Source organism: Cupriavidus sp. GW823-FHT07B10, assembly GCF_058794355.1.
This window is the reverse complement of sequence record NZ_JBXAGS010000003.1, coordinates 228,175-251,656: the sequence shown is the minus strand read 5'-3', so window position 1 is coordinate 251,656 and position 23,482 is coordinate 228,175. Positions and strand designations below refer to the sequence as shown.

At 66.6% G+C, this 23,482-nt stretch carries 20 protein-coding genes, 2 rRNA genes and 1 pseudogene; 9 read left to right on the top strand and 14 right to left on the bottom strand.

Annotated features, from left to right (window positions below; translation table 11 throughout):
* Positions 1-67: 67 nt before the first annotated feature.
* From AC1Q6V_RS08940 to AC1Q6V_RS08930, 3 genes are all read left to right on the top strand, one after another.
* Positions 68-2,948: ribosomal RNA gene (locus AC1Q6V_RS08940) — 23S ribosomal RNA — on the top strand.
* 121 nt (positions 2,949-3,069) lie between these two features.
* Positions 3,070-3,182 (top strand): 5S ribosomal RNA (rrf, locus tag AC1Q6V_RS08935).
* Between the two features lie 129 nt (positions 3,183-3,311).
* Positions 3,312-3,590 (top strand): GIY-YIG nuclease family protein, encoded by a 279-nt coding sequence (locus tag AC1Q6V_RS08930; protein ID WP_010809788.1) that lies wholly within the window; start codon positions 3,312-3,314, stop codon positions 3,588-3,590.
* 68 nt (positions 3,591-3,658) lie between these two features.
* Here AC1Q6V_RS08930 and AC1Q6V_RS08925 read toward each other — a convergent pair whose 3' ends face one another.
* Together AC1Q6V_RS08925 and AC1Q6V_RS08920 are read right to left on the bottom strand one after the other, a co-directional pair.
* Positions 3,659-4,081 (bottom strand): organic hydroperoxide resistance protein, encoded by a 423-nt coding sequence (locus tag AC1Q6V_RS08925; protein ID WP_010809789.1) that lies wholly within the window; start codon positions 4,079-4,081, stop codon positions 3,659-3,661.
* 47 nt (positions 4,082-4,128) lie between these two features.
* Positions 4,129-4,605 carry a MarR family winged helix-turn-helix transcriptional regulator gene (locus tag AC1Q6V_RS08920; RefSeq protein WP_454749994.1) on the bottom strand — a complete coding sequence of 159 codons (477 nt, stop codon included), beginning with the start codon at positions 4,603-4,605 and terminating at the stop codon, positions 4,129-4,131.
* 182 nt (positions 4,606-4,787) lie between these two features.
* Between AC1Q6V_RS08920 and AC1Q6V_RS08915 the strand changes: the two genes are divergently transcribed.
* Both AC1Q6V_RS08915 and AC1Q6V_RS08910 read left to right on the top strand, forming a co-directional pair.
* Positions 4,788-6,254: a DegQ family serine endoprotease gene (locus AC1Q6V_RS08915; RefSeq protein WP_454749995.1), complete on the top strand. Its 1,467-nt coding sequence runs from the start codon at positions 4,788-4,790 to the stop codon at positions 6,252-6,254.
* Between the two features lie 260 nt (positions 6,255-6,514).
* Positions 6,515-6,847 (top strand): hypothetical protein, encoded by a 333-nt coding sequence (locus AC1Q6V_RS08910; RefSeq protein ID WP_010809792.1) that lies wholly within the window; start codon positions 6,515-6,517, stop codon positions 6,845-6,847.
* 153 nt (positions 6,848-7,000) lie between these two features.
* On the opposite strand, the gene AC1Q6V_RS08905 is transcribed toward AC1Q6V_RS08910, so the two are convergent.
* The 5 genes from AC1Q6V_RS08905 to AC1Q6V_RS08885 form a co-directional block, all read right to left on the bottom strand.
* Entirely contained in the window at positions 7,001-8,590 is a 1,590-nt protein-coding gene (locus AC1Q6V_RS08905) for an MFS transporter (RefSeq protein ID WP_454749996.1), read from the bottom strand.
* Positions 8,587-9,075 carry a MarR family winged helix-turn-helix transcriptional regulator gene (locus AC1Q6V_RS08900; protein WP_454749997.1) on the bottom strand — a complete coding sequence of 163 codons (489 nt, stop codon included), beginning with the start codon at positions 9,073-9,075 and terminating at the stop codon, positions 8,587-8,589. The genes AC1Q6V_RS08905 and AC1Q6V_RS08900 overlap by 4 nt, the downstream gene beginning before the upstream one ends.
* A gap of 123 nt (positions 9,076-9,198) precedes the next feature.
* Complete coding sequence (locus AC1Q6V_RS08895; protein WP_454749998.1) at positions 9,199-11,169, bottom strand: transglutaminase TgpA family protein; 1,971 nt, start codon at positions 11,167-11,169, stop codon at positions 9,199-9,201.
* Positions 11,166-12,197, bottom strand: coding sequence for a DUF58 domain-containing protein (locus tag AC1Q6V_RS08890; protein WP_454749999.1), 1,032 nt, complete (start codon positions 12,195-12,197; stop codon positions 11,166-11,168). Before AC1Q6V_RS08890 ends, AC1Q6V_RS08895 begins: the two co-directional genes overlap by 4 nt.
* A 5-nt stretch (positions 12,198-12,202) precedes the next feature.
* Entirely contained in the window at positions 12,203-13,129 is a 927-nt protein-coding gene (locus AC1Q6V_RS08885) for an AAA family ATPase (RefSeq protein ID WP_058698583.1), read from the bottom strand.
* 253 nt (positions 13,130-13,382) lie between these two features.
* Between AC1Q6V_RS08885 and AC1Q6V_RS08880 the strand changes: the two genes are divergently transcribed.
* Positions 13,383-14,204, top strand: coding sequence for a phytanoyl-CoA dioxygenase family protein (locus AC1Q6V_RS08880; RefSeq protein ID WP_011616388.1), 822 nt, complete (start codon positions 13,383-13,385; stop codon positions 14,202-14,204).
* A 15-nt stretch (positions 14,205-14,219) separates the two neighbouring features.
* Here AC1Q6V_RS08880 and AC1Q6V_RS08875 read toward each other — a convergent pair whose 3' ends face one another.
* Together AC1Q6V_RS08875 and AC1Q6V_RS08870 are read right to left on the bottom strand one after the other, a co-directional pair.
* Positions 14,220-15,062: an IclR family transcriptional regulator gene (locus AC1Q6V_RS08875; RefSeq protein ID WP_010809799.1), complete on the bottom strand. Its 843-nt coding sequence runs from the start codon at positions 15,060-15,062 to the stop codon at positions 14,220-14,222.
* 118 nt (positions 15,063-15,180) lie between these two features.
* Positions 15,181-16,782 carry an MFS transporter gene (locus AC1Q6V_RS08870; RefSeq protein ID WP_454750000.1) on the bottom strand — a complete coding sequence of 534 codons (1,602 nt, stop codon included), beginning with the start codon at positions 16,780-16,782 and terminating at the stop codon, positions 15,181-15,183.
* Positions 16,783-16,843: 61 nt separating this feature from the next.
* Here AC1Q6V_RS08870 and AC1Q6V_RS08865 point away from each other — a divergent pair, with 61 nt between their 5' ends.
* Complete coding sequence (locus tag AC1Q6V_RS08865; protein WP_010809801.1) at positions 16,844-17,824, top strand: LysR family transcriptional regulator; 981 nt, start codon at positions 16,844-16,846, stop codon at positions 17,822-17,824.
* Positions 17,825-17,877: 53 nt separating this feature from the next.
* Here AC1Q6V_RS08865 and AC1Q6V_RS08860 read toward each other — a convergent pair whose 3' ends face one another.
* Together AC1Q6V_RS08860 and AC1Q6V_RS08855 are read right to left on the bottom strand one after the other, a co-directional pair.
* Positions 17,878-18,087 carry a hypothetical protein gene (locus AC1Q6V_RS08860; protein WP_010809802.1) on the bottom strand — a complete coding sequence of 70 codons (210 nt, stop codon included), beginning with the start codon at positions 18,085-18,087 and terminating at the stop codon, positions 17,878-17,880.
* 140 nt (positions 18,088-18,227) lie between these two features.
* On the bottom strand, positions 18,228-18,791 hold the full coding sequence (locus tag AC1Q6V_RS08855; RefSeq protein ID WP_454750001.1) for a YggT family protein: 564 nt from the start codon (positions 18,789-18,791) through the stop codon (positions 18,228-18,230).
* Positions 18,792-19,029: 238 nt separating this feature from the next.
* On the opposite strand from AC1Q6V_RS08855, the gene AC1Q6V_RS08850 reads away from it, so the two are divergent.
* On the top strand, positions 19,030-19,488 hold the full coding sequence (locus AC1Q6V_RS08850) for a MarR family winged helix-turn-helix transcriptional regulator (RefSeq protein WP_011616392.1): 459 nt from the start codon (positions 19,030-19,032) through the stop codon (positions 19,486-19,488).
* Between the two features lie 132 nt (positions 19,489-19,620).
* Positions 19,621-20,304, top strand: a complete 684-nt coding sequence (locus AC1Q6V_RS08845; protein WP_454750002.1) for a glycine zipper 2TM domain-containing protein — start codon at positions 19,621-19,623, stop codon at positions 20,302-20,304.
* On the opposite strand, the pseudogene AC1Q6V_RS08840 reads toward AC1Q6V_RS08845, so the two are convergent.
* The 3 genes and pseudogenes from AC1Q6V_RS08840 to AC1Q6V_RS08830 all read right to left on the bottom strand — a co-directional run bounded on the left by AC1Q6V_RS08840 (position 20,301) and on the right by AC1Q6V_RS08830 (position 23,481).
* A pseudogene (locus AC1Q6V_RS08840) lies at positions 20,301-21,842 on the bottom strand (acyl-CoA synthetase). The gene AC1Q6V_RS08845 and the pseudogene AC1Q6V_RS08840 sit on opposite strands and share 4 nt — an antisense overlap.
* Before the next feature lie 126 nt (positions 21,843-21,968).
* Positions 21,969-22,679, bottom strand: coding sequence for a dienelactone hydrolase family protein (locus tag AC1Q6V_RS08835; protein ID WP_010809807.1), 711 nt, complete (start codon positions 22,677-22,679; stop codon positions 21,969-21,971).
* A 94-nt stretch (positions 22,680-22,773) separates the two neighbouring features.
* Positions 22,774-23,481, bottom strand: coding sequence for a phospholipase D family nuclease (locus AC1Q6V_RS08830; protein WP_231881474.1), 708 nt, complete (start codon positions 23,479-23,481; stop codon positions 22,774-22,776).
* Between the last annotated feature and the right edge of the window lies 1 nt (position 23,482).

The following is a 23,482-nucleotide window of genomic DNA, read 5'->3' as shown; positions in this document are numbered from 1 at the left end:
ATGCGGCACAAATGCGAGAACTCATCCTGTAGCGAGGTTTCGAGCCATCGAGACACACTCGTTATAGGGTCAAGCGAACAAGTGCATGTGGTGGATGCCTTGGCGATCACAGGCGATGAAGGACGCGGTAGCCTGCGAAAAGCTTCGGGGAGCTGGCAAACAAGCTTTGATCCGGAGATGTCCGAATGGGGAAACCCGGCCCGAATGGGTCATCCCACACTGAATCCATAGGTGTGGGAAGCGAACGCGGCGAACTGAAACATCTAAGTAGCTGCAGGAACAGAAATCAACCGAGATTCCCAAAGTAGTGGCGAACGAAATGGGAAGAGCCTTGTACTCTTTAGCAGTGGTGTTAGCAGAACGGGATGGAAAGCCCGGCCCTAGCAGGTGATAGCCCTGTATGCGAAAACACGATTGTGGAACTAGGTGTACGACAAGTAGGGCGGGACACGTGAAATCCTGTCTGAAGATGGGGGGACCATCCTCCAAGGCTAAATACTCGTGATCGACCGATAGTGAACCAGTACCGTGAGGGAAAGGCGAAAAGAACCCCGGGAGGGGAGTGAAATAGATCCTGAAACCGCATGCATACAAACAGTCGGAGCCTCGTAAGGGGTGACGGCGTACCTTTTGTATAATGGGTCAGCGACTTACATTCAGTGGCAAGCTTAACCGATTAGGGAAGGCGTAGCGAAAGCGAGTCCGAACAGGGCGTTGAGTCGCTGGGTGTAGACCCGAAACCAGATGATCTATCCATGGCCAGGTTGAAGGTGCGGTAACACGTACTGGAGGACCGAACCCACTAACGTTGAAAAGTTAGGGGATGAGCTGTGGATAGGGGTGAAAGGCTAAACAAATCTGGAAATAGCTGGTTCTCTCCGAAAACTATTTAGGTAGTGCCTCGTGTCTCACCTTCGGGGGTAGAGCACTGTCATGGTTGGGGGGTCTATTGCTGATTACCCCGCCATAGCAAACTCCGAATACCGAAGAGTGCAATCACGGGAGACAGACATCGGGTGCTAACGTCCGGTGTCAAGAGGGAAACAACCCAGACCGCCAGCTAAGGTCCCCAAATATAGCTAAGTGGGAAACGAAGTGGGAAGGCTAAAACAGTCAGGAGGTTGGCTTAGAAGCAGCCACCCTTTAAAGAAAGCGTAATAGCTCACTGATCGAGTCGTCCTGCGCGGAAGATGTAACGGGGCTAAGCTATATACCGAAGCTGCGGACGCACAGCAATGTGCGTGGTAGGAGAGCGTTCTGTAAGCCTGTGAAGGTGTCTTGTAAAGGATGCTGGAGGTATCAGAAGTGCGAATGCTGACATGAGTAGCGATAAAGGGGGTGAAAGGCCCCCTCGCCGTAAGCCCAAGGTTTCCTACGCAACGTTCATCGGCGTAGGGTGAGTCGGCCCCTAAGGCGAGGCAGAGATGCGTAGCTGATGGGAAGCAGGTTAATATTCCTGCACCGTCGTATGATGCGATGGGGGGACGGATCGCGGAAGGTTGTCCGGGTGTTGGAAGTCCCGGTCCCTGCATTGGAGAAGGCGCTCAGGCAAATCCGGGCGCGGGATTCAAGGATGTGGGGCGAGCGGCCTAGTGCTGCGAAGCAATTGGAAGTGGTTCCAAGAAAAGCCTCTAAGCTTCAGTCATACGAGACCGTACCGCAAACCGACACAGGTGGGCGAGATGAGTATTCTAAGGCGCTTGAGAGAACTCGGGAGAAGGAACTCGGCAAATTGGTACCGTAACTTCGGGATAAGGTACGCCCTGGTAGCTTGACTGGCCTGCGCCAGAAGGGTGAAGGGGTTGCAATAAAATGGTGGCTGCGACTGTTTAATAAAAACACAGCACTCTGCAAACACGAAAGTGGACGTATAGGGTGTGACGCCTGCCCGGTGCCGGAAGATTAAATGATGGGGTGCAAGCTCTTGATTGAAGTCCCGGTAAACGGCGGCCGTAACTATAACGGTCCTAAGGTAGCGAAATTCCTTGTCGGGTAAGTTCCGACCTGCACGAATGGCGTAACGATGGCCACACTGTCTCCTCCCGAGACTCAGCGAAGTTGAAGTGTTTGTGATGATGCAATCTCCCCGCGGCTAGACGGAAAGACCCCATGAACCTTTACTGTAGCTTTGCATTGGACTTTGAACCGATCTGTGTAGGATAGGTGGGAGGCTTTGAAGCGTGGACGCTAGTTCACGTGGAGCCGTCCTTGAAATACCACCCTGGTTTGTTTGAGGTTCTAACCTTGACCCGTGAATCCGGGTCGGGGACAGTGCATGGTAGGCAGTTTGACTGGGGCGGTCTCCTCCCAAAGTGTAACGGAGGAGTTCGAAGGTACGCTTGGTACGGTCGGACATCGTACCTAAAGTGCAATGGCAAAAGCGTGCTTAACTGCGAGACCGACAAGTCGAGCAGGTGCGAAAGCAGGACATAGTGATCCGGTGGTTCTGAATGGAAGGGCCATCGCTCAACGGATAAAAGGTACTCTGGGGATAACAGGCTGATACCGCCCAAGAGTTCATATCGACGGCGGTGTTTGGCACCTCGATGTCGGCTCATCTCATCCTGGGGCTGTAGCCGGTCCCAAGGGTATGGCTGTTCGCCATTTAAAGAGGTACGTGAGCTGGGTTTAAAACGTCGTGAGACAGTTTGGTCCCTATCTGCCGTGGGCGTTGGAATCTTGACGGGGGCTGCTCCTAGTACGAGAGGACCGGAGTGGACGTACCGCTGGTGTACCTGTTGTCTCGCCAGAGGCATCGCAGGGTAGCTATGTACGGAAGAGATAACCGCTGAAAGCATCTAAGCGGGAAACTCGCCTGAAGATGAGGATTCCCTGGCGGCTTGACCGCCTTGAAGGGTCGTTCGAGACCAGGACGTTGATAGGCTGGGTGTGGAAGCGCAGTAATGCGTTAAGCTAACCAGTACTAATTGCCCGTAAGGCTTGATCCTATAACCAGTGTGTTTTGCCTGGTGGGTGATCGCGACTGTGCCGAAACAGTTGACACGCACAACCCCAACTACATCCCTATTCGCAGCGTTGACCTCAACCTCAGCGCTGCAACCCCTCATGCCTGGTGACCATAGCGAGCTGGAACCACCCCTTCCCATCCCGAACAGGTCCGTGAAACAGCTCCGCGCCGATGATAGTGCGGATTCCCGTGTGAAAGTAGGTCATCGCCAGGCTCTTATTCCGCAGAACCCCCAGCCCCAAAAGGCTGGGGGTTTTTGCTTTTGGCGCGGCGGAAAATGGAATGGCTCGCCGCCGCCGCTCCGGCGTAATACTATTACCGCTGAATCCCCATTACCCATCCCATGTCGGCTGACAGCGCCTGGTACCTCTATCTGCTCGAATGCACCGGCGATTCCATCTACACCGGGATCACGACCGATGTTGCCCGCCGCTTCGCCGAGCATCTGTCCGGAAAAGGCGCTAAATATACGCGATCGCGCAAGCCCATACGCGTTTTGGGCCAATTGCGCTTCGACACGAAATCCGAAGCGTTGAAAGCGGAAATCGAGATCAAGCGCTTGAGTTCGACACAGAAGCGCGCATTTTGCGCGCAACTACCAGCAACCGAGCCGGCCCGGTAGCCGGCAGTGCGACAAAACAAAAAGGCCGGTATCGCGCAAGCGATACCGGCCTTTTTCATGCTTGCCGATCAGACCACAGTCAGCGTCACGTCGATATTGCCGCGCGTCGCGTTCGAGTACGGGCACACCTGGTGCGCCTGTTCGACCAGCTTTTCGGCAGCCTCGCGCTCGAAGCCCGGCAGCGAGATCTTCAGTTCGACCTGGATGCCGAAGCCTTGAGGGATCGGGCCGATGCCGACCGCGCCTTCGATCGTGGCATCGGCGGGCACGGTGATCTTCTGCTGGCCGGCCACGTAGCGCATGGCGCCCAGGAAGCAGGCCGAATAGCCGGCAGCAAAGAGCTGTTCCGGATTCAGGCCATTGCCGGCGCCACCCATTTCCTTGGGCACGGCCAGCTTGGCGTCGAGCTGGCCGTCGGACGTGGTGGCACGGCCGTCACGGCCGCCGGTGGCGGTGGCATGGGCGGTATAAACGACTTTTTCGAGTTTCATATAAGGCTCCGGTTTGTTGCCCGAGAGGGGCGTATCAATGCTTGCCGTCAGTCCGGCAGGCTGGAATCGGTCCGCGCCTGTTCAAGCGTCGACCGCAGTGCATGCAGGCGCTGCGTCAGGGCCTGGATCTCTTCGACCGGGCACTGCGTGGCGCACAACATCTGTTCAGGAATACGCGCTGCGCGCTGGCGCAATGCGCGGCCGGAGTCGGTCAGGCTGACCAGCACCCGCCGTTCGTCGGCTGCGTCACGGGTGCGCGTGACCAGCCGCGCCGTCTCCAGCCGCTTCAATAGTGGCGTCAGCGTCCCCGAGTCCAGCGCCAGCCGCGCGCCGAGGTCCGAGACCGTCAGCGTTTCCGCCTCCCACAACACCAGCATCACCAAATATTGCGGATAAGTAAGTCCAAGCTCACTTAAGAGTGGCTTGTACAACTTGGTCATGGCCAGTGAGCTTGAATACAGCGCAAAGCACAGTTGGCGATCCAGTAGCAGCAAATCCGGGGAGGGGGCGTTGTCGCGTTCCATGGCGATATATTAGACGCAATTAGATTGTGCGCAAGATAAATTTTCATTTCGCCGAAATGTGCTCGATACGCCCGTGCATGGCCTGGTGCTGACCCTTAAGTCTGTTTTAAGTCTGGGTCGCTAGCATGACCGTGTCGCGTCGCAAACTGCCGACGCCTGATGCACAAGGAAAGGAACCACACATGATGCGCCAGACCATTGCTCGCACGGCCGTTGGTATCGCGGCCCTTGCCGCCCTTGGCGGCGGCTATGCCTATCTGCAGAAGGAAGTCATCACGCCGGGGTACGCGGCACCTGCGCCAGCCGTCGCGCCAGCGCAGCCGGCGGCCGCCGTGGCCACGCCGACGGATTTCTCCGGCATCGTGGCACAGTACGGGCCCGCCGTGGTCAATATCAGCGTCACCGCGCGCGCCCAGCGCACCGCGGCGCAGATGCCCCCGGGCATCGATCCGGACGATCCGCTGTTCCAGTTCTTCAAGCGTTTCGGGCCGCAGTTCCAGGGTCCGCAAGGCGGCCAGCAGCAACTGGTGCGCGGACTGGGCTCGGGCTTTATCGTGAGCCCGGACGGGCTGATCCTGACCAATGCGCACGTCGTCGACGGCGCGCAGGAGGTCACGGTCAAGCTGACCGACCGCCGCGAGTTCAAGGCCAAGGTGCTCGGCAGCGATCCGCAGACCGACGTGGCCGTGATCCGCATCGACGCCAAGAACCTTCCGGCCGTGCGCCTGGGCGATCCTTCGCAGGTGCGCGTGGGCGAGCCGGTGCTGGCGATCGGGTCTCCCTACGGCTTCGAGAACACCGTGACCGCGGGCATCGTCAGCGCCAAGTCGCGCTCGCTGCCGGACGATACCTATGTGCCGTTCATCCAGACCGATGTTGCCGTCAATCCCGGCAACTCGGGCGGGCCGCTGTTCAACCAGCGCGGCGAGGTGGTCGGCATCAACGCGCAGATCTACAGCCAGACCGGCGGCTACCAGGGCCTGTCGTTCGCGATCCCGATCGACGTGGCCACCAAGGTGCAGCAGCAGCTGGTGGCGCATGGCAAGGTCACGCGCGGTCGTCTCGGCATCAGCGTGCAGGAGGTGAACCAGGCGCTTGCACAATCGTTCGGGCTGCCCAAGCCTACTGGTGCGCTGGTCAACTCGGTCGAGCCCGACAGCCCGGCCGCGCGCGCTGGCCTGAAGCCTGGCGACGTCATCGTGCAGCTCGACAATGACGTGATCGACCATTCGGGCGACCTGCCCGAGCACGTGGCCGATATCAAGCCGGGCACGCAGACCTCGTTGAAGATCATCCGCAAGGGCCAGCCGATGACGCTGTCGGTGACGGTGGGCACGGCCAGGGACCGGGCCGTCGCACAGAAGGGCGGTGGCAGCGAGGCCGGTGGCCGGCTGGGGCTGGCGGTGCGCCCGCTCACGCCGGCGGAGAAGCGTGGCAGCGGCATCGACGGCGGTCTGGTGGTCGAGGACGTGGCCGGTCCCGCCGCGCGCGTCGGCATCCAGCCGGGCGACGTGATCCTGTCGCTCAACGGCACGCCCATCAGCTCGCCCGAACAGCTCAAGTCGCTGGTATCGAAATCGGGCAAGCAGGTGGCACTGCTGGTGCAGCGCGACGATGCGCGCATCTTCATTCCGCTCGACCTGGGCTGATTGCCGCGGGCACGCCAGACTGCCCGCAAGCCGTTAACTGGCAAGGCTTTGCTGCCCGCGCGGGCCGTATACCCCGACGTATACCGACACGTATACGAAGCCGGTATACGGCCCGCTAAGCCTTGCCGGAGGCGGGATTCAGCGCAACGAACTGCTTACAGAAAGCGCGCCAGCAGGTATTATCTCGACTGCGATGCACGAAGCATGCGGCGGCAGCCCCCGCCGACCCTGGTTCTGCTGAATCGACAAAGAGGAAGTCTATGCAGTTGGATTTCACCCGCGCCATCACGCCGGGTACCGATAGAGCGCGGCGACTGACGTCCACGACGTCCACCGCCGGCTCCGCGCCGAAGCCCCGGCGGCGCAAGAAGGTTGTCGCCCCCCACTGGGAGCGCGGCTATCGCTCACACTTCTACCGCAACGAACGCGGCGACAAGCTTGGCGAAGTGCGCCTGTCCGAGCGCGGCGATATCCCCGTGGTCTACCACTGGGCCGCCGGCAATTACTCTGGCGCAGAAGGCTCGCTGGCCCACGCCCGTGCGCGCGTGGAAGAGACCATCGGTTTCGGCATGCGCCAGCTCTCGCTGTTCTGAGCAGGTACTTCGCCAGTGCCGCATCCGCCGGCACTGCGACCCGTCCGCGCCATCGCCTCGCGCGCGGTGCCTTCGCTTCTCCCCAAGATTCCGCGTCTGTTCCGCAGTAGTTCCAGTCGTCGCACCGCTTGCGCATAGCCGCTCGCGCGGGCTTCAGGGCAGTCGCCGCTGCAGCAGCATGTACGCCGCTGCCCCCAGCGCCAGCACCGCAATCAGCCGATAGATATCCTCGCAGGCAATCAGCCTGGCCTGCTGCTCGATCAGCCCGTTCAGTTGCGCGAGCGCGCCCAGGTGGGCCTGCGCCGCATCGAAGCCGCGTGCGGCCAATGCCGCCTGCATGGCAGCCATCCAGTGTTCGGTCTCGGCGGGGCGCTGGCCCACCGCGTGCAGCAGGCTGTCGTGCACCGCGAACTGGCGGTTCTGCAGCAGCACCGCACCCAGCGCCGAGGCAAAGGAGCTGGCGACCTGCCGCATCAGGTTCTTGCTGCGGTAGCCATGGGCGAATTCATCGGGACCCAGCGCCCGGAACGTCAGCCCGGCGATGGGGATGATCACCAGCACGCCGAACAGGCCCTTGCCGACCAGCCCCCATGCCAGCGCCGGCGGGCCGGCGTCGGGCGGCATCTGCGAGAACCACCATGCCGTGGCGGCCATCAGCACCAGGCCGGCGACCATCAGTGGCTTCTTGCGCGTCAGGCGCGGCGCCACCTGCAGGTAGACGAAGATGCCGGCCAGGCTGACCAGCGCGGCAAAGGTGCTGAGCCAGCCGGTGGCCGCCAGCGGGATCTTCAGCGCCTGCTCGGCGTAGATCGGGAACAGGTAGCCGCTCAGGTTGCTGATCATGTAGTACACGAAGTACATCGCCAGGCCGGTCAGGTACACCGGGTGGCGCAGTGCGCGCAGGTGCAGCACGGGTTCGCTGTGGTGCCACTGGTGCCACAGGAACACGGCCAGCAGCGCCAGGCCCGCGGCGGCCACCAGCGCGAGCCGCAGCGGGTGGGAGAACACGTCGAAGCGCGCCTCGGTCAGCGCCGCCTGCAAGGTCACGATGGCGGCGCCGAACAGCAGCAGCGGCCCGAGCGCGGGGCCGCCGGTATCGGTGCGCGGCTCCGCATCCGGCAGCAGCAGCCAGGCACCCAGCGTGGCCAGCGCGGCGAACGGCAGCACGCCGTAGAACACGTCCTGCCATACGCCATGGTCGATCAGCTCGGCGGCGAAGGCCGGGCCCAGCGCCGACGCCGAGAAGATGCCGATCATGAAAATGCGGGTGGCGCGCGGGCGCGCGGTCGGGCCGAACAGCACGTTGACCAGGATGCGGCAGCTGGTGAACAGCGCGCCGCCGCCCACACCCTGGATAAAGCGCGCCACCACCATCTGCGGCAGCGCATGGCTGGTTGCGGCCACGACCGTGCCCGCCATGAACAGCAGCAGCGCCCCCGTCAGGTAGTAGCGGTAGCCGAACCGGCGCGACAGCCATTGCTGCTTCAGGATCATCAGCATGCTGCCCACGGCGTAGGCCGCCTGCACCAGCGCGAAGCTGCGCGGGTCGGCGTCGAGGCCGCCGACGATATGGCTGGAGGCAAACACGAACATGATGTTCTCGAGGAACTCCAAGCCGGTGGCCAGCGCCAGCAGCATCATCAGCAGGGTCTGGCGCTGCCGGTGGCTCAGCCAGTGCAGCCACCGCATGCTGACGCGCAATCGCCACAGAGGCAGAGGCTGCCAGGGTGAGCCGGGATTCATGGCTGGAGCCCCTCCAGGGTCTGGTGCAATTGAGTCAGCGCACGCGTGGCGCCGGCCAGGCCGCCTGCGCCGAGCGGCGCCCAGGCCTCGCCGTAGGCGGCATGCACCGCGGGCGCGGCGCGCTCCAGCAGCCGGCGGCCGGCCGGGGTCAGGGTCAGCTCCAGGCTGCGCCGGTCGCTGGCCGACGCCCGCCGGCGCAGCAGCCCGCGCGCTTCCAGGCCGTCCAGCAGCCGCGTCATCTGCGTGCGCGTGGCGTCCAGCGTGGCGCCCAGCTCGGACGGCATGCTGGGCCGGTTTTCGTCGACGGCAAGCATGCTCAGCAGCAGGTACTGGCTCATGTCCAGTTCGAACGGGGCCAGCGCCTGGTCGATATGGCCGCGCAGCAGGCGCGCGGTGCGCAGCAGCAGCCTGGAGGCCAGGATCAGGTCGCGCGGGGCCTCGGGATGGTCGGCGCAGAAGCGGTCGATGCGTTGTTCGAAAGACATGGCTGGAGGCGTTGCGATCCACGCGAGCGGCGGATCGATTGCATTCGATATAGTTACAGATGTAATTATATCAAGCGAAGCTAATCCCGACAGGGCGTGCCGGCCGGCGTGGCTGGCGGGGGCTTAATGCCGCAACGCCGCGGCGATCTGGCGAATGCCTGCCCGCATCGCTGCCAGCGCCTGCGCATGGCCCGCGGCCGGCAGGTTGCCGTAGCGCAAGCCGACATAGGCGGCGCTGACGGCAGCGATCGCGTCGGCCGCGCGCGGCAGCCGCGCACTGGCGCGCGCGGCGAAGTCTTGCGGTCCTTCGGCCTGGGCGCGCTCGCAGCCGTGGCGGGCCAGCAGGGCGCAGAAGCGGGCATAGGCCGCATCGACAGGGTCTGCCGGCCCGCGGCGCCGCCACAGCGGCACCAGCGCCAGCAGGCACAGTGCGCCCAGCACGCCGGCCAGCAACTGCCCGGCGCCCACGCCGGCGCCGAGTGCCAGCAGCAGCCGCTGCTGCTGCGCATGGTCGTACTGCAGCACCCAGCGCTGCCAGGTGTAGACGACGCCTTCATAGGCCCAGCGCAGGTCCTTCAGCCATGCCGGTTGCTGCGACGGCCGCCAGTCCGCGGCTTCGCTGCCCACTACCGCATCCAGCCCCTGTTCGATGCGGCCCGGGGCAACGGCGCTGGTCGGGTCCACGCGCACCCAGCCGCGGCCGTCGAGCCAGACCTCGGCCCAGGCATGCGCATCGGACTGGCGCACCACGTAGTGGTTGCCGATGGGGTTGTACTCACCACCCTGGTAGCCCGTGACCACGCGCGCGGGCACGCCGGCGGCGCGCATCAAGAAGACGAAGCTGCTGGCGTAGTGCTCGCAGAAGCCGCGCCGGGTGTCGAACACGAAGCTGTCGACCTGGTCGCTGCCCAGCGGCGGTGGGCTCAGCGTATAGGCAAAGGGCGCCGCCGCGAACAGCCGCAGCGCGGCTTGCACGCGCGCGACGGGATCGGCATGGCGGTCGGCCCATTGGGCGGCCAGCGCGCGGGCGCGCGGATTGCCGTCCGGCAGGCTCAGGGCCAGCCGGCGCGTGGCGGCTGTCAGCGCTTCGGGCGCGGGGGACAGCGTGGAATGCGTGCGGTAGCGGATGCGCTGGTCCACCGGCCGGCGCACCATGAACTCGCCGTCGGGCGTGGCGGCGGCATCCACGCCGGCGGACAGCGCCTGGCCGCGGTCCAGCGCGAACAGCCAGCGCTGCTGGCTGGGCTCGAGCGTGATGCTGATGTCGATGCCATTCGTGTTGCCGGCGGCGGGCGCTGGCGCCAGTTGCTGCCGGCGCTGCCGCGACGGGTGCCAGGTGGTGCCGTCGTATTCCCACAGCACCAGCGCACGCCAGTACAGCGCCGCGGCGGGCAGCGCCGGGCCGGCGACCTCGGCACGCAGGGCGACTTCGGGAGAACGGATCAGCTGCCCGACGCTGCCCGGCCGCATGGTGTCGCTGATGCCGGTGGTGCCGCGCGGCGCCGATTGCGGCAGTTGCCACAGCGGGTGCTCCAGCCGCGGGAACAGCACGAACAGCGCCAGCGCCCACGGCAGCCCCAGCAGCGCCATGCGTCCCAGCAGCGGCCAGATCGCCAGCCGGCTGCGCGCCTCGGGGTGGTGCAGCAACAGCCAGTTGCGCAGCACCCAGGCGCCGATCGCCAGGCTGTACAGCGCCAGCCAGAACGGCTGGTCGGACAGGTACAGCGTCAGCAGCAGGTAGAACGACAGCTGCGTGACCAGCGTCGCGTCCGACAGCGCGCGGCATTCCAGCAGCTTGAGGATGACAAAGGCTCCCAGCAGCGCCACGGCGAGCTCGCGCCCCATGCCGCCGCCGTCCTGCCACACCAGCGCGCTGGCCACCAGCAGCACCATTACCGCGGTGATGCCGAGCATCCAGCGCGAAGGCAGCGGCGCCCGCCGCCGCCATAGCAGCCAGCGCCAGCCCAGCAGCAGCACCAGCAACAGGCTGACCGCCACCGGCAGCGTGCGCGCCTGCGGCGCCAGCACCAGCGCCAGCTGGCCCAGCAGCAGCCCATGGTCGTCATGCCGCAGCGGCCGCGCGACGGGTTTCACGCCCGGTCTCCGGCGCGGCAGGCCGCGGGCCGTTGCGGCCATAACGCCAGCGCTTCCAGGCAGGCGCGCCGGTGGCTGGCGCCGCGCGCTGGCGGCAGTTCTACGCCGGTCAGGCGCAGGCCGATCTCGACATCGTCACCGGCGGCCAGCAGCCACGCGCACAGGCGCGACAGCCGCGCTTCCGCCTCCATGCCGGCCGGGAGTGCGTACCAGTCCAGCCAGCGCGCCGGTTGCTGCGGTGGATCGCCGGCGCGGCTGAGCCAGCGGCCGGTGCGCGCGCTGTGCTTCCAGGCGATGCGGTGCAGCGGGTCGCCGCTGCGGTAGCGGCGCAGCTGGTCGATGCCGTCGTCGCTGGTTGCCGCGCTCGCGGCCGTGTGCACGCCATCGCCAGCGTCTGGCCGATATGCGGCAGGCGGTGGCGGGGCATCGGGCTCCGGGGCGGGATAGACCAGCGTCGACATGTCCAGGTCCGCATAGCTCCAGACCCGGAACAGCCCGAACGGAAAGCGGCTGGCGATCGCCACGCGCGGCAGCACCAGCCGGCCCCGGCGCGCAGTCGGCACGTGCAGGGCGAGCATCCCGCTGGCGCTGCCATCGAGCGTCAGCATGGCGGTTGCCACGTTTGGCAGCGTCGGCACGCGCGCCTCGATGCCGATGCGCGCGTCGGCATCGCGGTTGTCGATGCGCAGCTGGAACACGGCATCCTGCCCGGCATGGGCCGGCGCCGCCGGGCCCGCGGCCACGGCGAGGTCGAGCAGGTTGCGGTAGGCCAGCCACATGCACGCCATGCCGATGCCGGCCAGCAGGAAGGTCAGCGCAAAGCCCAGGCTGATGTTGTAGTTCAGCGAAGTCAGCAGCATCGCCGCCAGCACGACCGCAAAGCCGAGGCCGCCGCGGGTGGGCAGGATATAGAGGTGGCGCCGATCCAGCAGCAGCGTGCCGCCGGTTCCGCCGGTCGGGCGCCGGCCCGCCGTGCGGCGCTGAGCCATGACCGGCGCGCCGCGGAGCACGCTTTTGCGCGCAGCCATGGCTTTCAGGGAATGGCCACGCCGGCCTGCAGCGCGGCCAGTTCGCCGGCAACGGCGGCGTGGCCGCCCGCGCCGGCGGGCAGCAGCCGATGCGCGGCCACCGCGGTGAAGACCGCCTGCACATCTTCCGGCAGTACCATGTTGCGCTGCGCCAGCAGGGCCCAGGCGCGCGCGCAGGCCAGCAGCGCCAGCCCGGCGCGCGGCGACAGCCCCGCGGCAAAGCCGCCGTGGCTGCGCGTGGCCTGCACCAGCGCCAGCACGTAGTCCACCAGCGCCGGGCTGGCGTACACCTGTGCGGCAGCCTCCTGCAGCGCCAGCACCTGGCTGCCATCCATCACCGGCGGCAGCTCCGGCGCGCTGGCGCCGCCCAGGTACAGCACGCGCTCGAAGGCGGGGTCGGGGTAGCCGAGCGACAGCCGCATGGTGAAGCGGTCCAATTGCGATTCGGGCAAGGCATGCGTGCCGATCTGCTCCAGCGGATTCTGCGTGGCGATCACGAAAAACGGCGACGGCAGCGCGTGCGTGGTGCCGTCATGGGTCACCTGCCCCTCGGCCATGGCCTCGAGCAGCGCGCTCTGGGTCTTGGGCGGCGCGCGGTTGATCTCGTCGGCCAGCACCACCTGCGCGAACACCGGGCCGCGATGGAAGCGGAATTCGCCGGCGTCGCGGACAAAGACCGAAACCCCGATCAGGTCGGCCGGCAACAGGTCGCTGGTGAACTGCACGCGCTGGTATTGCAGCCCGAGCGTGCGCGCCAGCGCATGGGCCAGCGTGGTCTTGCCGACGCCAGGTACGTCTTCGAGCAGCAGGTGGCCGCGTGCCAGCATGCAGGCCAGCGCCAGCCGCACCTGCTGCGGCTTGCCAAGAACGATGCGGCCCAGCTGGGCCTGGGCCTCGGCCAGCGAAGCGACGATGCGTGGGCGAGCTGTCACGTTGGACCTCGGCGCAAAAGGTGAAAATAGCGGGTGGATGCACGGAATATCGGGTGAAGACCAGCGCATTGTAGCGGCGCGGGCGGCACGCGGCACCGTCTGTTTCCGTACGGAGAGTGAGTGCCCCGGCGCTGTCTGCATGGTTATGGTGCAGCGCCTGCGCCAGATTGCGCCGGTTCTGGCATCATGAGCCTGTCGGGCCACCGCGGCCCTTCCCATTCCTCTTTCCGCTGCCTGTACCGCGCCTGCTGCAATGACCTCGCTGGACCCCTGCGCCGACCTGCCTTCCTCCGTCCTGTCTGCCGATGCCGGCGCGCTGCCGCGCCTGGTGCAGGCCTTCCACGCCAACGGTTTCGTGATCCTGCGCGGCTTTGCCGATGAGCCGGCGTGCGCGGCGCTGGAGGCGGTGACGCGTGAGCACCTGGCCGCGGCGGTGCCGCCGGTGGAGTTCGAGGCCGACCTGGGCTATCCCGGCGCGCCGGCCGCACGCGATGCCGCCGGCGGCGGCACGGTCAGGCGGCTGCGCCAGGCCTACGGGCGCGACGAGGTCTTCCGCCGCTGGGCCAGCGCCCCGAAGCTGGTGGCGGTGGTGCAGGCGCTGCTGGGCGAGCCCGCCCGCATCACGCTGGCGCACCACAACTGCGTGATGACCAAGCATCCGCACTACGGCAGCCAGACTGGCTGGCACCGCGATACGCGCTACTGGTCGTTTGCCCGGCCGGAACTGGTGACGGTGTGGCTGGCGCTGGGCGACGAGGACGAACGCAACGGCGTGCTGCGCGTCATCCCGGGTTCGCACCAGGCGAAGCTGGAGCCGGGCCAGCTGGACCCGGCCGAATTCCTGATCGAAGCCCACCCGGCCAGCCAGCCCCTGCTGGATGCCGCGCAGCCGCTGGCGCTGCACCGCGGCGACGTGCTGTTTTTCGACAGCCGGCTGTTCCATGCGGCCGGCCGCAATGCCTCCGACGCGGTCAAGCTGTCAGTGGCGTTTGCGTATTTCGGGGCCAGCAACCGGCCGCTGGATGGCACGCGCTCGGCCGAGTTCGGCAGCGTGGAGCTGCCCGCGGCAGTCTGATCCCCGCGGCTGCGCTCAGGTGCGCAGCCCGACCAGCCCGGAAATCTTCTCCGAAGCTTCCAGCAGCGGCGGCAGGAAACGCTCCAGCATCTCCTGCGCGCTGGTGCGGTTGGCCTGGCCGCTGATATTGATGGCGGCGATGGTGTGGCCGGCACGGTTGCGGATCGGCGCGGCCAGCGACACCAGCCCTTCTTCCAGTTCCTGGTCGTTGAGCGCCCAGCCGCGCTTGCGGATGTCGGCGACGATGGCCTTGAGCGCATCCACGTCGGTGACGGTGCGGCTGGTGCGCGCGCGCAGGTCGGTGGCGCGCAGCACGCTGTCGAGCTCGGGCTCGGCCAGGCCGGCCAGCAGCACCCGCCCCATCGACGAGCAATAGGCCGGCAGGCGGCTGCCGATCGACAGGTTGATGGTCATGATCTTGCGCGCCGGCACGCGCAGCACGTAGACGATCTCGGTGCCGTCCAGCACTGAGATCGAGCAGCTTTCATGCACCTGCTGCGACAGCGTCTCCATGATCGGCTCGGCCAGGTTCCAGAACGGCATCGAGGTCAGGTAGGCGAAGCCCAGGTCCAGGATCTTGGGCGTCAGCCGGAACAGGCGGCCGTCGGCCTGCACGTAGCCCAACCCCACCAGCGTCAGCAGGATGCGGCGCGCGCCGGCACGCGTCAGGCCGCTGGCCTGGGCGATCTCGGTCAGCGTCTGGGCCGGGTGCTGAGCGTTGAAGGCCCGGATGACCGACAGCCCGCGTGCAAAGGACTGCACATAGCTGTCGCTCGGCTTTTCGGGCGTGGCGGCGGCGCTGTCGGCGGTCTGCGGTGCTCGCGGCGGGTTCTGGCGGGAATCGGTGGGGCTGGCCATTTACGTAGCCCGGCGCGGTTCGCCGGATTGGCACGGAAAGGCCGAAAGGGTAGAGGAAATGGCGGGATTGCGCCAGTACCGGCCCCGGACATGGCCTGGCGCCCGGCGCGTGGGTTCCTTACCGGAAGCTGCGCTGCGCCAGCACGAACACCGCCGCCACCACGCACAACACGGCAAAGCCGTGCAGCATGTCCATGCCGGCCAGCAGCGTGGCCTGGCGGTCGACTTCCAGCGAGATTTTGGCCAGACTCGTTGCCGAGAGCGCATCCGGCGCCTGCAGCACCGGGTTGTAGCGGGTGATGTGTTCCACCAGGTGGGTGCGGTGCTGTGCCAGGCCGTCCTGCATGAACACGCTCGCCAGCCCCGTGCCCATTGCCGAGGCGATCTGCTTGCACACGTTCTTGAACTGGTAGGCGTGCGAGAAATCCTCGACCGGCACTTCCAGGTAAGTCATCGATGCCACCTGCACCATCAGCAGCACCGGCGTCAGCCCTTCGAGCACCACCACCGGCACCAGCGCGTAATCCGGCGCGCCCGGCATCAGCTGCTGCGACAGCAGCATCGCCGCGCAGGCGTAGACGACAAAGCCGATGGCGATTACGCGCCGCTTGCGGAACACCAGCGCCATGCCCAGCGTAATGACGATGGCGCCGATGGCCGACACCGTGCCGCTGGTCGACAACAGCATGCAGGTGGTGCGGAAGGTCAGCCCCAGCCCGGTCTGCGTGAGCGAGGGCAGCAGGAACGACCAGGCCGACGAGAGCAGGTAGTACAGCGTGTAGAAGCCCAGCCCGTACAGGTACTGGCGTCCGGCCAGGCGCGAGAAGTCGATCCATGGATCCGGATGGCGATACAGCCGCCAGCCGCTGAAGGCGAACAATGCCAGCCCGCACAGCGCGGCCAGCGGCATTTCCAGCGAGCTGAAGAAGCGCGTGTAGCGCATCTCCTGCAGCGTATGCAGGAACACCAGCGCGCCCAGCGCGGCGGCGATGGCGGCGGGCCAGTCCAGTGTCGATACCGGCGGATGCGGGTCGCGTGGCGCGCGGGTCGGGTAGGTCAGCGCCACCGACAGCAGTACCGGCAGCGCAATGCCGGCCTGGAACAGGAACACCGCGCGCCAGCCGATATCGTCCAGGAAGATGCTGGTCAGCCACGGCGTGATCGCCAGCATCGAGAACGCGCCGCCGCCGAAGCGCAGCATCAGCGGGCCGCGCTCGGCCGGCGTCGATACCAGCTGCACCAGGATGCGCGAGGCCGCGAACAGGCCGCCGGCGCCCAGCCCCTGCACCGCCTTGCCGGTGATCAGCCCGGTGGGGCTGGCAAACTCGGCGCAGATCAGCGAGCCCAGGACAAATACCAGCAGCGACCCGATGGTGAAGCGCTTGTAGGTGACGCGGCGCGCGACCTGGTCCAGCACCATGTTCATCAGCACCGCGGTGGCCGCGTAGGCCGAGATCGCGTACAGATAATCTTCCGGCGCGGCACCGACGCCGCCCTGGATATGCTGGCTGGCCACGCCCATCATCAGCGTGGAAGAGAAGTCGATACCGGTCACCAGCCCGAGCGTCAGGCCGAACAATGAAAGACGCCAGTGACCCATTTCCGGGTGACTGGCGAGTTGCATGCGCGGGCGCTGGGGGGTGGGGGCGGCGGGGGCTAGGGCTGCTGGAACTGCGGGGGCTGAGGCGTCCGGTCCAGCGGGGACAGGCGTTTGTTGCATCGCTCAAGCATAATGTAGGCCTGCCGTCGGGAACTACAGCTTGTCAGGGAAACATTGTCCGGTGAATGAAACAATCCAATGGAATGATTGGGAGGCGTTCTGCTGCGTGGTCGAGCAGGGGACGTTCACGGCCGCGGCGGAGCAGCTGGACTGCCCCAAGTCGCGTGTCTCGGCCGCAGTGGCGCGGCTGGAAACCGCCATCGGCGCCAAGCTGCTGGAGCGCACCACGCGGCGCATGCGCCTCACGGATGCTGGCAAGGCGGTCTACCGCGATGTCGCCCCCTTGTTTGCGCGCCTGCGCGAAATCCGCCAGGAAACGCTGGCGCGTGAGGAGCGCGTGCAGGGCGTGCTGCGCATCGCCACACCCTATGAGTTCGGCGCCCAGCAATTGGGTGGCGTGATCTGCCGCACGCTGGCGGCGCACCCGGCGCTGGACGTGGCCGTGGAAATCACCCAGGGCCTGGTCGACCCGATCCGCGACGGGTTTGACGTGGCCTTCGTCGTCGTCGACACCGACCTGCCCGACTCCGGCACGGTGGCGCGCCGCATCTACCATGTCGAGCGCGGCCTGTTTGCCGCGCCGGCGCTGGCGGCCAGCCTGCCGGCGCAGTTGCGCCCGGAGGACCTGGCCAATATGCCGACGCTGACCACGCCCGGCGACACCGTCTGGGAATTCACCCGCGATGGCCAGACCGTGTCCGTGCCTATCCGTCCGCGCATGCAGACCCACAACGCCGAACTGCGGCTGCAGGGCGCGCTGGCTGGGCTGGGCATCGCCCGGCTGTCGGTCATTTATTGCGAGGCCGAGATCGCGCAGGGGCGGCTGGTGCGCGTGTTGCCTGACTACCCGCTGCCGCCGCTGCGCGTGTTCGCGCTGCTGCCGGACCGGCGGCTGCAGCCGCGCAAGGTGCGGGCCTTCATGGAAGCGATCGAATCGATGATGGTGTCCGAGCTGGAGCCCGAGGCGGGCCTGGACGGGGGGATGGGGGCGGAAGCAGCCGCGAGCGGGCAGGCTGAAGGAGAGGCCCGCACGGCGGGTTGAGGGCGCTGGCGGGCCGCCACGGCCGGGGCCGTGGCAACGGAAAGGGCAGGAGCTCAGGCGCCGTCGGTGAATGCGTCGCGGCGATCGGTGGTCCTGGCGCCGTCAGTGAACGGGTCGGCCTTGCCGGCGTGGGCGATGCTCCCGTCCAGGCGGGCGATGTCGGAAACGGGTTCGGAGGCGTGGGCAGCGGCCGCGGCAAACGACAGGCTGACGGCGCACAGCAGGGAAAGCGCCAGGCTGCGGCGTTGGGCGATGGTCTTCATGGTGTGTGGTCCTTCTCAGGCAGGGTGCGTGGCGGAAGCGCCACGGTGCCTGCAATGTAGGACTTCACACGGGGCAGAAAAAGGGTCAATTCTCGACACACTGTCCAGAGCCTTGGACAATGTGCCGAGCCGCCGCTGGCTCAGTAGTGCATGCCGAAGATGCTGGCGCCCAGCCGCGCGATCACCATCAGCAGGATCTGCGCGATCACGAACAGCACCAGCGGCGAAACATCGAAGCCGCCCAGGCGCGGTACCACGCGCTGGATCGGGCGCAGCACCGGCGCGGTCAGGTGGTCGATGGCCGGGGTGATCGGCGAATGCGGGTTGACCCACGACAGGATCGCCATCAGCAGCGTGACCCACATTACCAGGCTGATCGTCCATTTCAGCACATAGAGCAGGGCGGTCAGCAGCATGGCCGGCAGGAAGCCGAGCAGGTCGATGCCGCTGAGCAGCGCGACCAGCACCAGGAACACCATCGCGGTCAGCCATGCGCCCGCCACCGTGGCCCAGTCAATGCCGCCCACCCCGGGGATGACCCGGCGCAGCGGGCGCACCAGCCAGTCGGTGATCTGGAACACCCCCTGGGACACCGCATTGCGCGTAGGCAGCCGCGTGAGCTGCATCCACACGCGCAGCAACAGCGCCATGCCGAACAGGGTGAAGACGGTATCCAGCAGGAAGAGAGCGATTTCCGAGAACATCGGTGCGTTTTCCGGTGACGGGTGAAGGTGTCTGCAACCGCACAGATTCTGCCATAGCCTGACGCCGGCACGATGCAACCGTGCGCCGGGCACATGAGCTGGCGGACATGTTTGTGCTGGCGCCTCGGTGCGCGGCCCCTATAATTGCGTGCGCCCCGGTTGCGGGACCGGCCGCGCACCCGTGGTATTGCGCGTGGTTCCTGCGCTTTCCTCCTCCTTTGCGCTTTTTCGCCACCTTATGCCCAGCAAGTCCGCCCCGTCCCGGAAATCCACATCGCTTACCAAGGCCGACTTCGAGGCGCTCTCGGATTTCCGCTACCAGTTGCGGCGTTTCCTGCGGTTTTCCGAAGATGCGGCGCGCGCGGAAGGGCTGACCGTGCAGCAGTACCTGCTGCTGTTGCATATCCGCGGCTGTGCCGACAAGGACTGGGCCTCGATCGGCGAACTGGCGGAACGGCTGCAGGCCAAGCAGCACGGCGTGGTGGCGCTGGTCAACCGCTGCGAGGCGGCGGGGCTGGTCAGGCGCCGGCTCAACCCCGAGGACCGCCGCGTGGTGCAGGTACACCTGCTGGCCAAGGGCGAGCGCTACCTGAACCGCCTGGCGATGCTGCACCGGACCGAGCTGGAATCGTTGCGCGGCGCTTTCCGCGTGGCCCGCATCACCCAGTTCAACGACGACGGCGCCGAGCGCGCCTGAGCCGCGGCAGGCCTGCACTGCCAGCCAGTTACAGGCAGTTACCAATCACAGGTTCCGGTGACACCCGCTGGCTGCCGGCGGCCCTAGACTCGCGCGCATTCCCCAACACGCGCAGAGCGCAGGAGTCCTGACATGTCCATCCCCCTTCGTTCGGTTGTGCTTGCGGTGCTTGGCGCCGGTGCGCTGGCCGGGTGCGCCACGCCGTATGGCTACGACAACGGGTATGGCGGAGGGTACGGCGGCAGCTACGGTGGCGGCTATAGCAGCAGCGGCTACGGCACCAGCGGCTATGGCGGCAGCACCACCATCAGCGGCTACCCGGCGCAGCAGGGCTACCCGCAGGGGTATCCGCAACAGGGGTATCCGCAACAGGGGTATCCGCAGCAAGGCTATCCCCAGCAGCCGTATCCGCAGCAGTCATATCCGGACGGCAGCTACGGCAACAACTACGGCAACAACTACGGCAACCAGGCTTACGGCGTGCGCTACGGCTGGGTCGAGGCGATCGAGGTGGTGCCCGGCCAGCCGCCTTCGACCAGCGGCGCGGGCGCCGTGGTCGGCGGCATCGTGGGCGGACTGCTGGGCCACCAGGTCGGCGGCGGCCGCGGCAATACCGTGGCCACCATCGGCGGCGCGGTTGCCGGTGCGGTGGCCGGCAACGAGGTCGAGAAGCGCACCGGATCCTCGGCCGCGGCTTACCGTGTGCGCGTGCGCACCAGCGACAACGCCTACCTGACGCTGACGCAGTCCAGCGCCTACCAGATGCGCATCGGCGACCGCGTCAAGGTCGAGAACGGCGTAGCCGTGCCGTACTAAGTGCCGAACAGCTGCGCGTAGTCCTCGCGCAGCTGGCGCTTGAGCAGCTTGCCCGCCGTGTTGCGCGGCAGGTCCGCGACGAACACGATGCGCTTGGGCACCTTGAACGGTGCCAGTGCCTGGCGCGCATGGGCGATCAGCTCTTCCTCGGCGGCGTCTTCATGGCCGCGCTTGCGCACCACGCAGGCGGCCACTGCCTCGACCCACTTCGGGTGCGGCAGTGCGAACACCGCTGCCTCGGCCACCGCGCCGTGAGTGTACAGACACTCTTCCACCTCGCGGCTCGATACCAGCACGCCGCCTGAATTGATCACGTCCTTGATCCGGTCCACCACGTACAGGTAGCCCTCGGCATCCATATAGCCGAGATCGCCGGAATGGAACCAGCCGCCGGTGAAGGCTTCAGCGGTCAGTTCGGGCTTGTCCCAGTACTCCGTCAGCAGTTGCGGCGAGCGATGCACGATCTCGCCCAGCTCGCCGGGCGGCACGTCCTGCATGGTCTCGTCGACGATACGGGTCTCGACGTTCAGTACCGGCCGGCCGGCGGAGGCGGGGCGCCCGGCGTGTTCGTCGGGGCCCAGCACCGTGGCCAGCGGCCCGATCTCGCTCTGGCCGTAGCAGTTGTAGAAACGCAGTGCCGGCAGCTTCTGCTGCAGCTCAAGCAGCACCGGCACCGGCATGATCGAGGCCCCGTAGTAGGCCTTGGTCAGCGACCCCAGCCGCGCCGGATCGAAGTCCGCATGGCGCAGCAGCGCGATCCACACCGTGGGCGGCGCAAAGAAGCTGGTGATGCCCTCGGCGTGGATGGTGCGCAGGCAATAGCCGGCCTCGGGGCTGTCGGCGATCAGCGTGGTGCCGCCGCACAGCAGCAGCGGCATCAGGAAGACATGCATCTGCGCCGAGTGGTACAGGGGCAGCGCGGCCAGCGAGTAGTCCGATTCGCGGATATCGCAGGCGGCAATGGTGCTGACGTATTCGGCCAGCAGCGCGCGATGGGTCAGCACGGCACCCTTGGGGGCCGAGGTGGTGCCCGAGGTGTACAGGATCTGCGCAGGCGTGGTGTCGGTGAGCGAATCGGACACCGGTGCCGCGGGGCCGCTGGCGGCGGCTGCCAGTACATCGCGCACCTTGCCGCCGTGCAGCGTGCCGCTGACCTTGCAGGGCAGGCCCTCGACGCGGTCGGCCAGCGCCGGATCGGCAAAGATTGCGCTGGCGCCCGACTGCGTGACGATGTACTCGGCCTCCGCGCGCGTCATCGAGAAATTGACCGGCACATGGATCAGGCCGCTGCGCAGGCAGGCCAGCCACAGCAGCACATAGGCGTCTGAGTTCTTGCCGAAGGCGGCCACGCGGTCGCCGGGGCGCAGGCCTCATTGCGCCAGCGCGCCGGCCACGCGGGCCGCGGCCTGATCCAGTTGGCGATAGGTCCAGGCCCGTTCGCCGAAGCGGATCGCGGTCTTGCCCGGGCTGCGCCGCACGGCGCGGGCAATGGCGTCGGGAATGGTGTTGCGCAGGGCGCGCTGCTGCTCTGACTGCATGGTGTGGTCTCCATTGTTATGGTGGGTCCAGCAAGTCTTGAAGCCAAGCGCCGAGGATAAAGGCTGCCGCCCGGCCATGGCAAGGCGGCAGCGTCTCGGGGTGGGACTACAGCGCGTCGGGGTGGACTACAGCGCTTCCGACAGGAACACCAGCGCGCGCCCGTGGGCCAGCGCGGCGCTGGGCTGGTGGTAGGAGCCGCGCGCCCAGCAGTTGAAGCCGTGGTCCGCACCCTGGTAGACGTAGATCTCGCTGCCGGGTTTGCCGGCCATGGCGTCGCGCACGCCTTGCACGGCCTCTGGCGGGATGTGCGCGTCGAGCGCGCCGTAGTGGAACTGCACCGGCACACGAATGTTCGCCGCCTCTTGCAGCTGGTTCTGGATGCCGCCGCCGTAGTAGGGCACGGCCGCATCCACCAGCCCGCGCGCCGCGCTCAGGTACGACAGCAGGCCGCCGAAGCAATAGCCCACCGCCGCCACCTTGCCGGCGCCGGTGTGCTGGCGCAGCACCTGCACCGTGGCGGCGATATCGTCCAGCGCGGCGGTGACATCCACCGCCTTGCGCAGCGCCATGCCGCGCGCCATGTCGTCGCCTTCGTAGCCCAGTTGCACGCGTGGCGCCTGGCGCCAGAACACGTCCGGCGCCAGCACCGCATAGCCGTCGGCGGCGTACTGGTCCGCCACGGCGCGGATATGCTCGTTGACGCCGAAGATCTCCTGCAGCAGCACAATGCCCGGCGCGCCGGGCTGCACGCCTGCCGGCGGCAGGCTCAGGTAGGCATCGAAGCTGCCCGCGGCGGTGTCAACGCGGATCCACTGGCTGTCGGGGATGGCTGTCATGGGGAAAGGCTCTCCGGAAGGGGGCTGAACAGGAAAGCTGCAAGTTTGCCACTGCGCGCCGCTTCGTGCAGGGCAGGGCGCCCTGCTGCTGCCGTCAGTACGCGCGCGACTGCTGGTAGCGCTTGTTCCAGTTGTCGGTGTAGGCCCTGACCACGGCGGCGTCGCCGCGGATCAGCATGCCGTTCTCGGCGTTGCGCTCCTGCGCCGACTTGGTGAAGTTGAACGATCCGGTGAAGACTGCCTGGTCGTCGAACACCATCACCTTGTTGTGCGCAATCGCGGGTTTGTTGTCGATCACCACCGGCACGCCGGCATGCTTGAGGTAGGTGGCACTGGTATAGCGCTCGGACTGCTGGCTCTTGTCCAGGATCACGCGCACGTCCACGCCGCGCCGGTGCGCCTGTGCCACGGCCTCGGCAATCGGTGCGCTGGTGAACGAATAGGCCTGGATCAGCAGGCGATGGCGCGTGCTCCGGATGGCATTGATCAGCAGCGCCTGGCAACTCGCGCCATCGGGCACGAAGCACAGCGTGTAGCCGCTGCCATCGGCAAACGGCTTGGCCGGCACCGGCTTCGCATCCGGCGGCTGGGCCGGCTTGCCGGTGCGTGCGGGAAAGTGGTTGGCGACGGCCTCGTTGAAGGTCTCGCTGATGCTGTTGGCGATGGTGTCGGTCACCTGGTCGAAGGTGGAAGCCGAGCGGGCATGCGCCAGTAGCGCGAAGGGACTGAACGAGGTGAAGGCCGACACGGCGGCGGCCAGGCCCAGGCCCAGCACGGCCCGGCGAATGAATCTGTAAGTCACG

Bases quoted from the DNA above. Each gene is read 5' to 3' on its own strand.
- AC1Q6V_RS08930 (WP_010809788.1), top strand. From the start codon at position 3,312: ATGTCGGCTGACAGCGCCTGGTACCTCTATCTGCTCGAATGCACCGGC.
- AC1Q6V_RS08880 (WP_011616388.1), top strand. From the start codon at position 13,383: ATGACCTCGCTGGACCCCTGCGCCGACCTGCCTTCCTCCGTCCTGTCT.
- AC1Q6V_RS08875 (WP_010809799.1), bottom strand. From the start codon at position 15,062: ATGGCCAGCCCCACCGATTCCCGCCAGAACCCGCCGCGAGCACCGCAG.
- AC1Q6V_RS08890 (WP_454749999.1), bottom strand. From the start codon at position 12,197: ATGGCTGCGCGCAAAAGCGTGCTCCGCGGCGCGCCGGTCATGGCTCAG.
- AC1Q6V_RS08855 (WP_454750001.1), bottom strand. From the start codon at position 18,791: ATGTTCTCGGAAATCGCTCTCTTCCTGCTGGATACCGTCTTCACCCTG.
- AC1Q6V_RS08860 (WP_010809802.1), bottom strand. From the start codon at position 18,087: ATGAAGACCATCGCCCAACGCCGCAGCCTGGCGCTTTCCCTGCTGTGC.
- AC1Q6V_RS08835 (WP_010809807.1), bottom strand. From the start codon at position 22,679: ATGACAGCCATCCCCGACAGCCAGTGGATCCGCGTTGACACCGCCGCG.
- AC1Q6V_RS08925 (WP_010809789.1), bottom strand. From the start codon at position 4,081: ATGAAACTCGAAAAAGTCGTTTATACCGCCCATGCCACCGCCACCGGC.
- AC1Q6V_RS08850 (WP_011616392.1), top strand. From the start codon at position 19,030: ATGCCCAGCAAGTCCGCCCCGTCCCGGAAATCCACATCGCTTACCAAG.
- AC1Q6V_RS08870 (WP_454750000.1), bottom strand. From the start codon at position 16,782: ATGCAACAAACGCCTGTCCCCGCTGGACCGGACGCCTCAGCCCCCGCA.
- AC1Q6V_RS08900 (WP_454749997.1), bottom strand. From the start codon at position 9,075: ATGTCTTTCGAACAACGCATCGACCGCTTCTGCGCCGACCATCCCGAG.
- AC1Q6V_RS08905 (WP_454749996.1), bottom strand. From the start codon at position 8,590: ATGAATCCCGGCTCACCCTGGCAGCCTCTGCCTCTGTGGCGATTGCGC.
- AC1Q6V_RS08915 (WP_454749995.1), top strand. From the start codon at position 4,788: ATGATGCGCCAGACCATTGCTCGCACGGCCGTTGGTATCGCGGCCCTT.
- AC1Q6V_RS08910 (WP_010809792.1), top strand. From the start codon at position 6,515: ATGCAGTTGGATTTCACCCGCGCCATCACGCCGGGTACCGATAGAGCG.
- AC1Q6V_RS08920 (WP_454749994.1), bottom strand. From the start codon at position 4,605: ATGGAACGCGACAACGCCCCCTCCCCGGATTTGCTGCTACTGGATCGC.
- AC1Q6V_RS08845 (WP_454750002.1), top strand. From the start codon at position 19,621: ATGTCCATCCCCCTTCGTTCGGTTGTGCTTGCGGTGCTTGGCGCCGGT.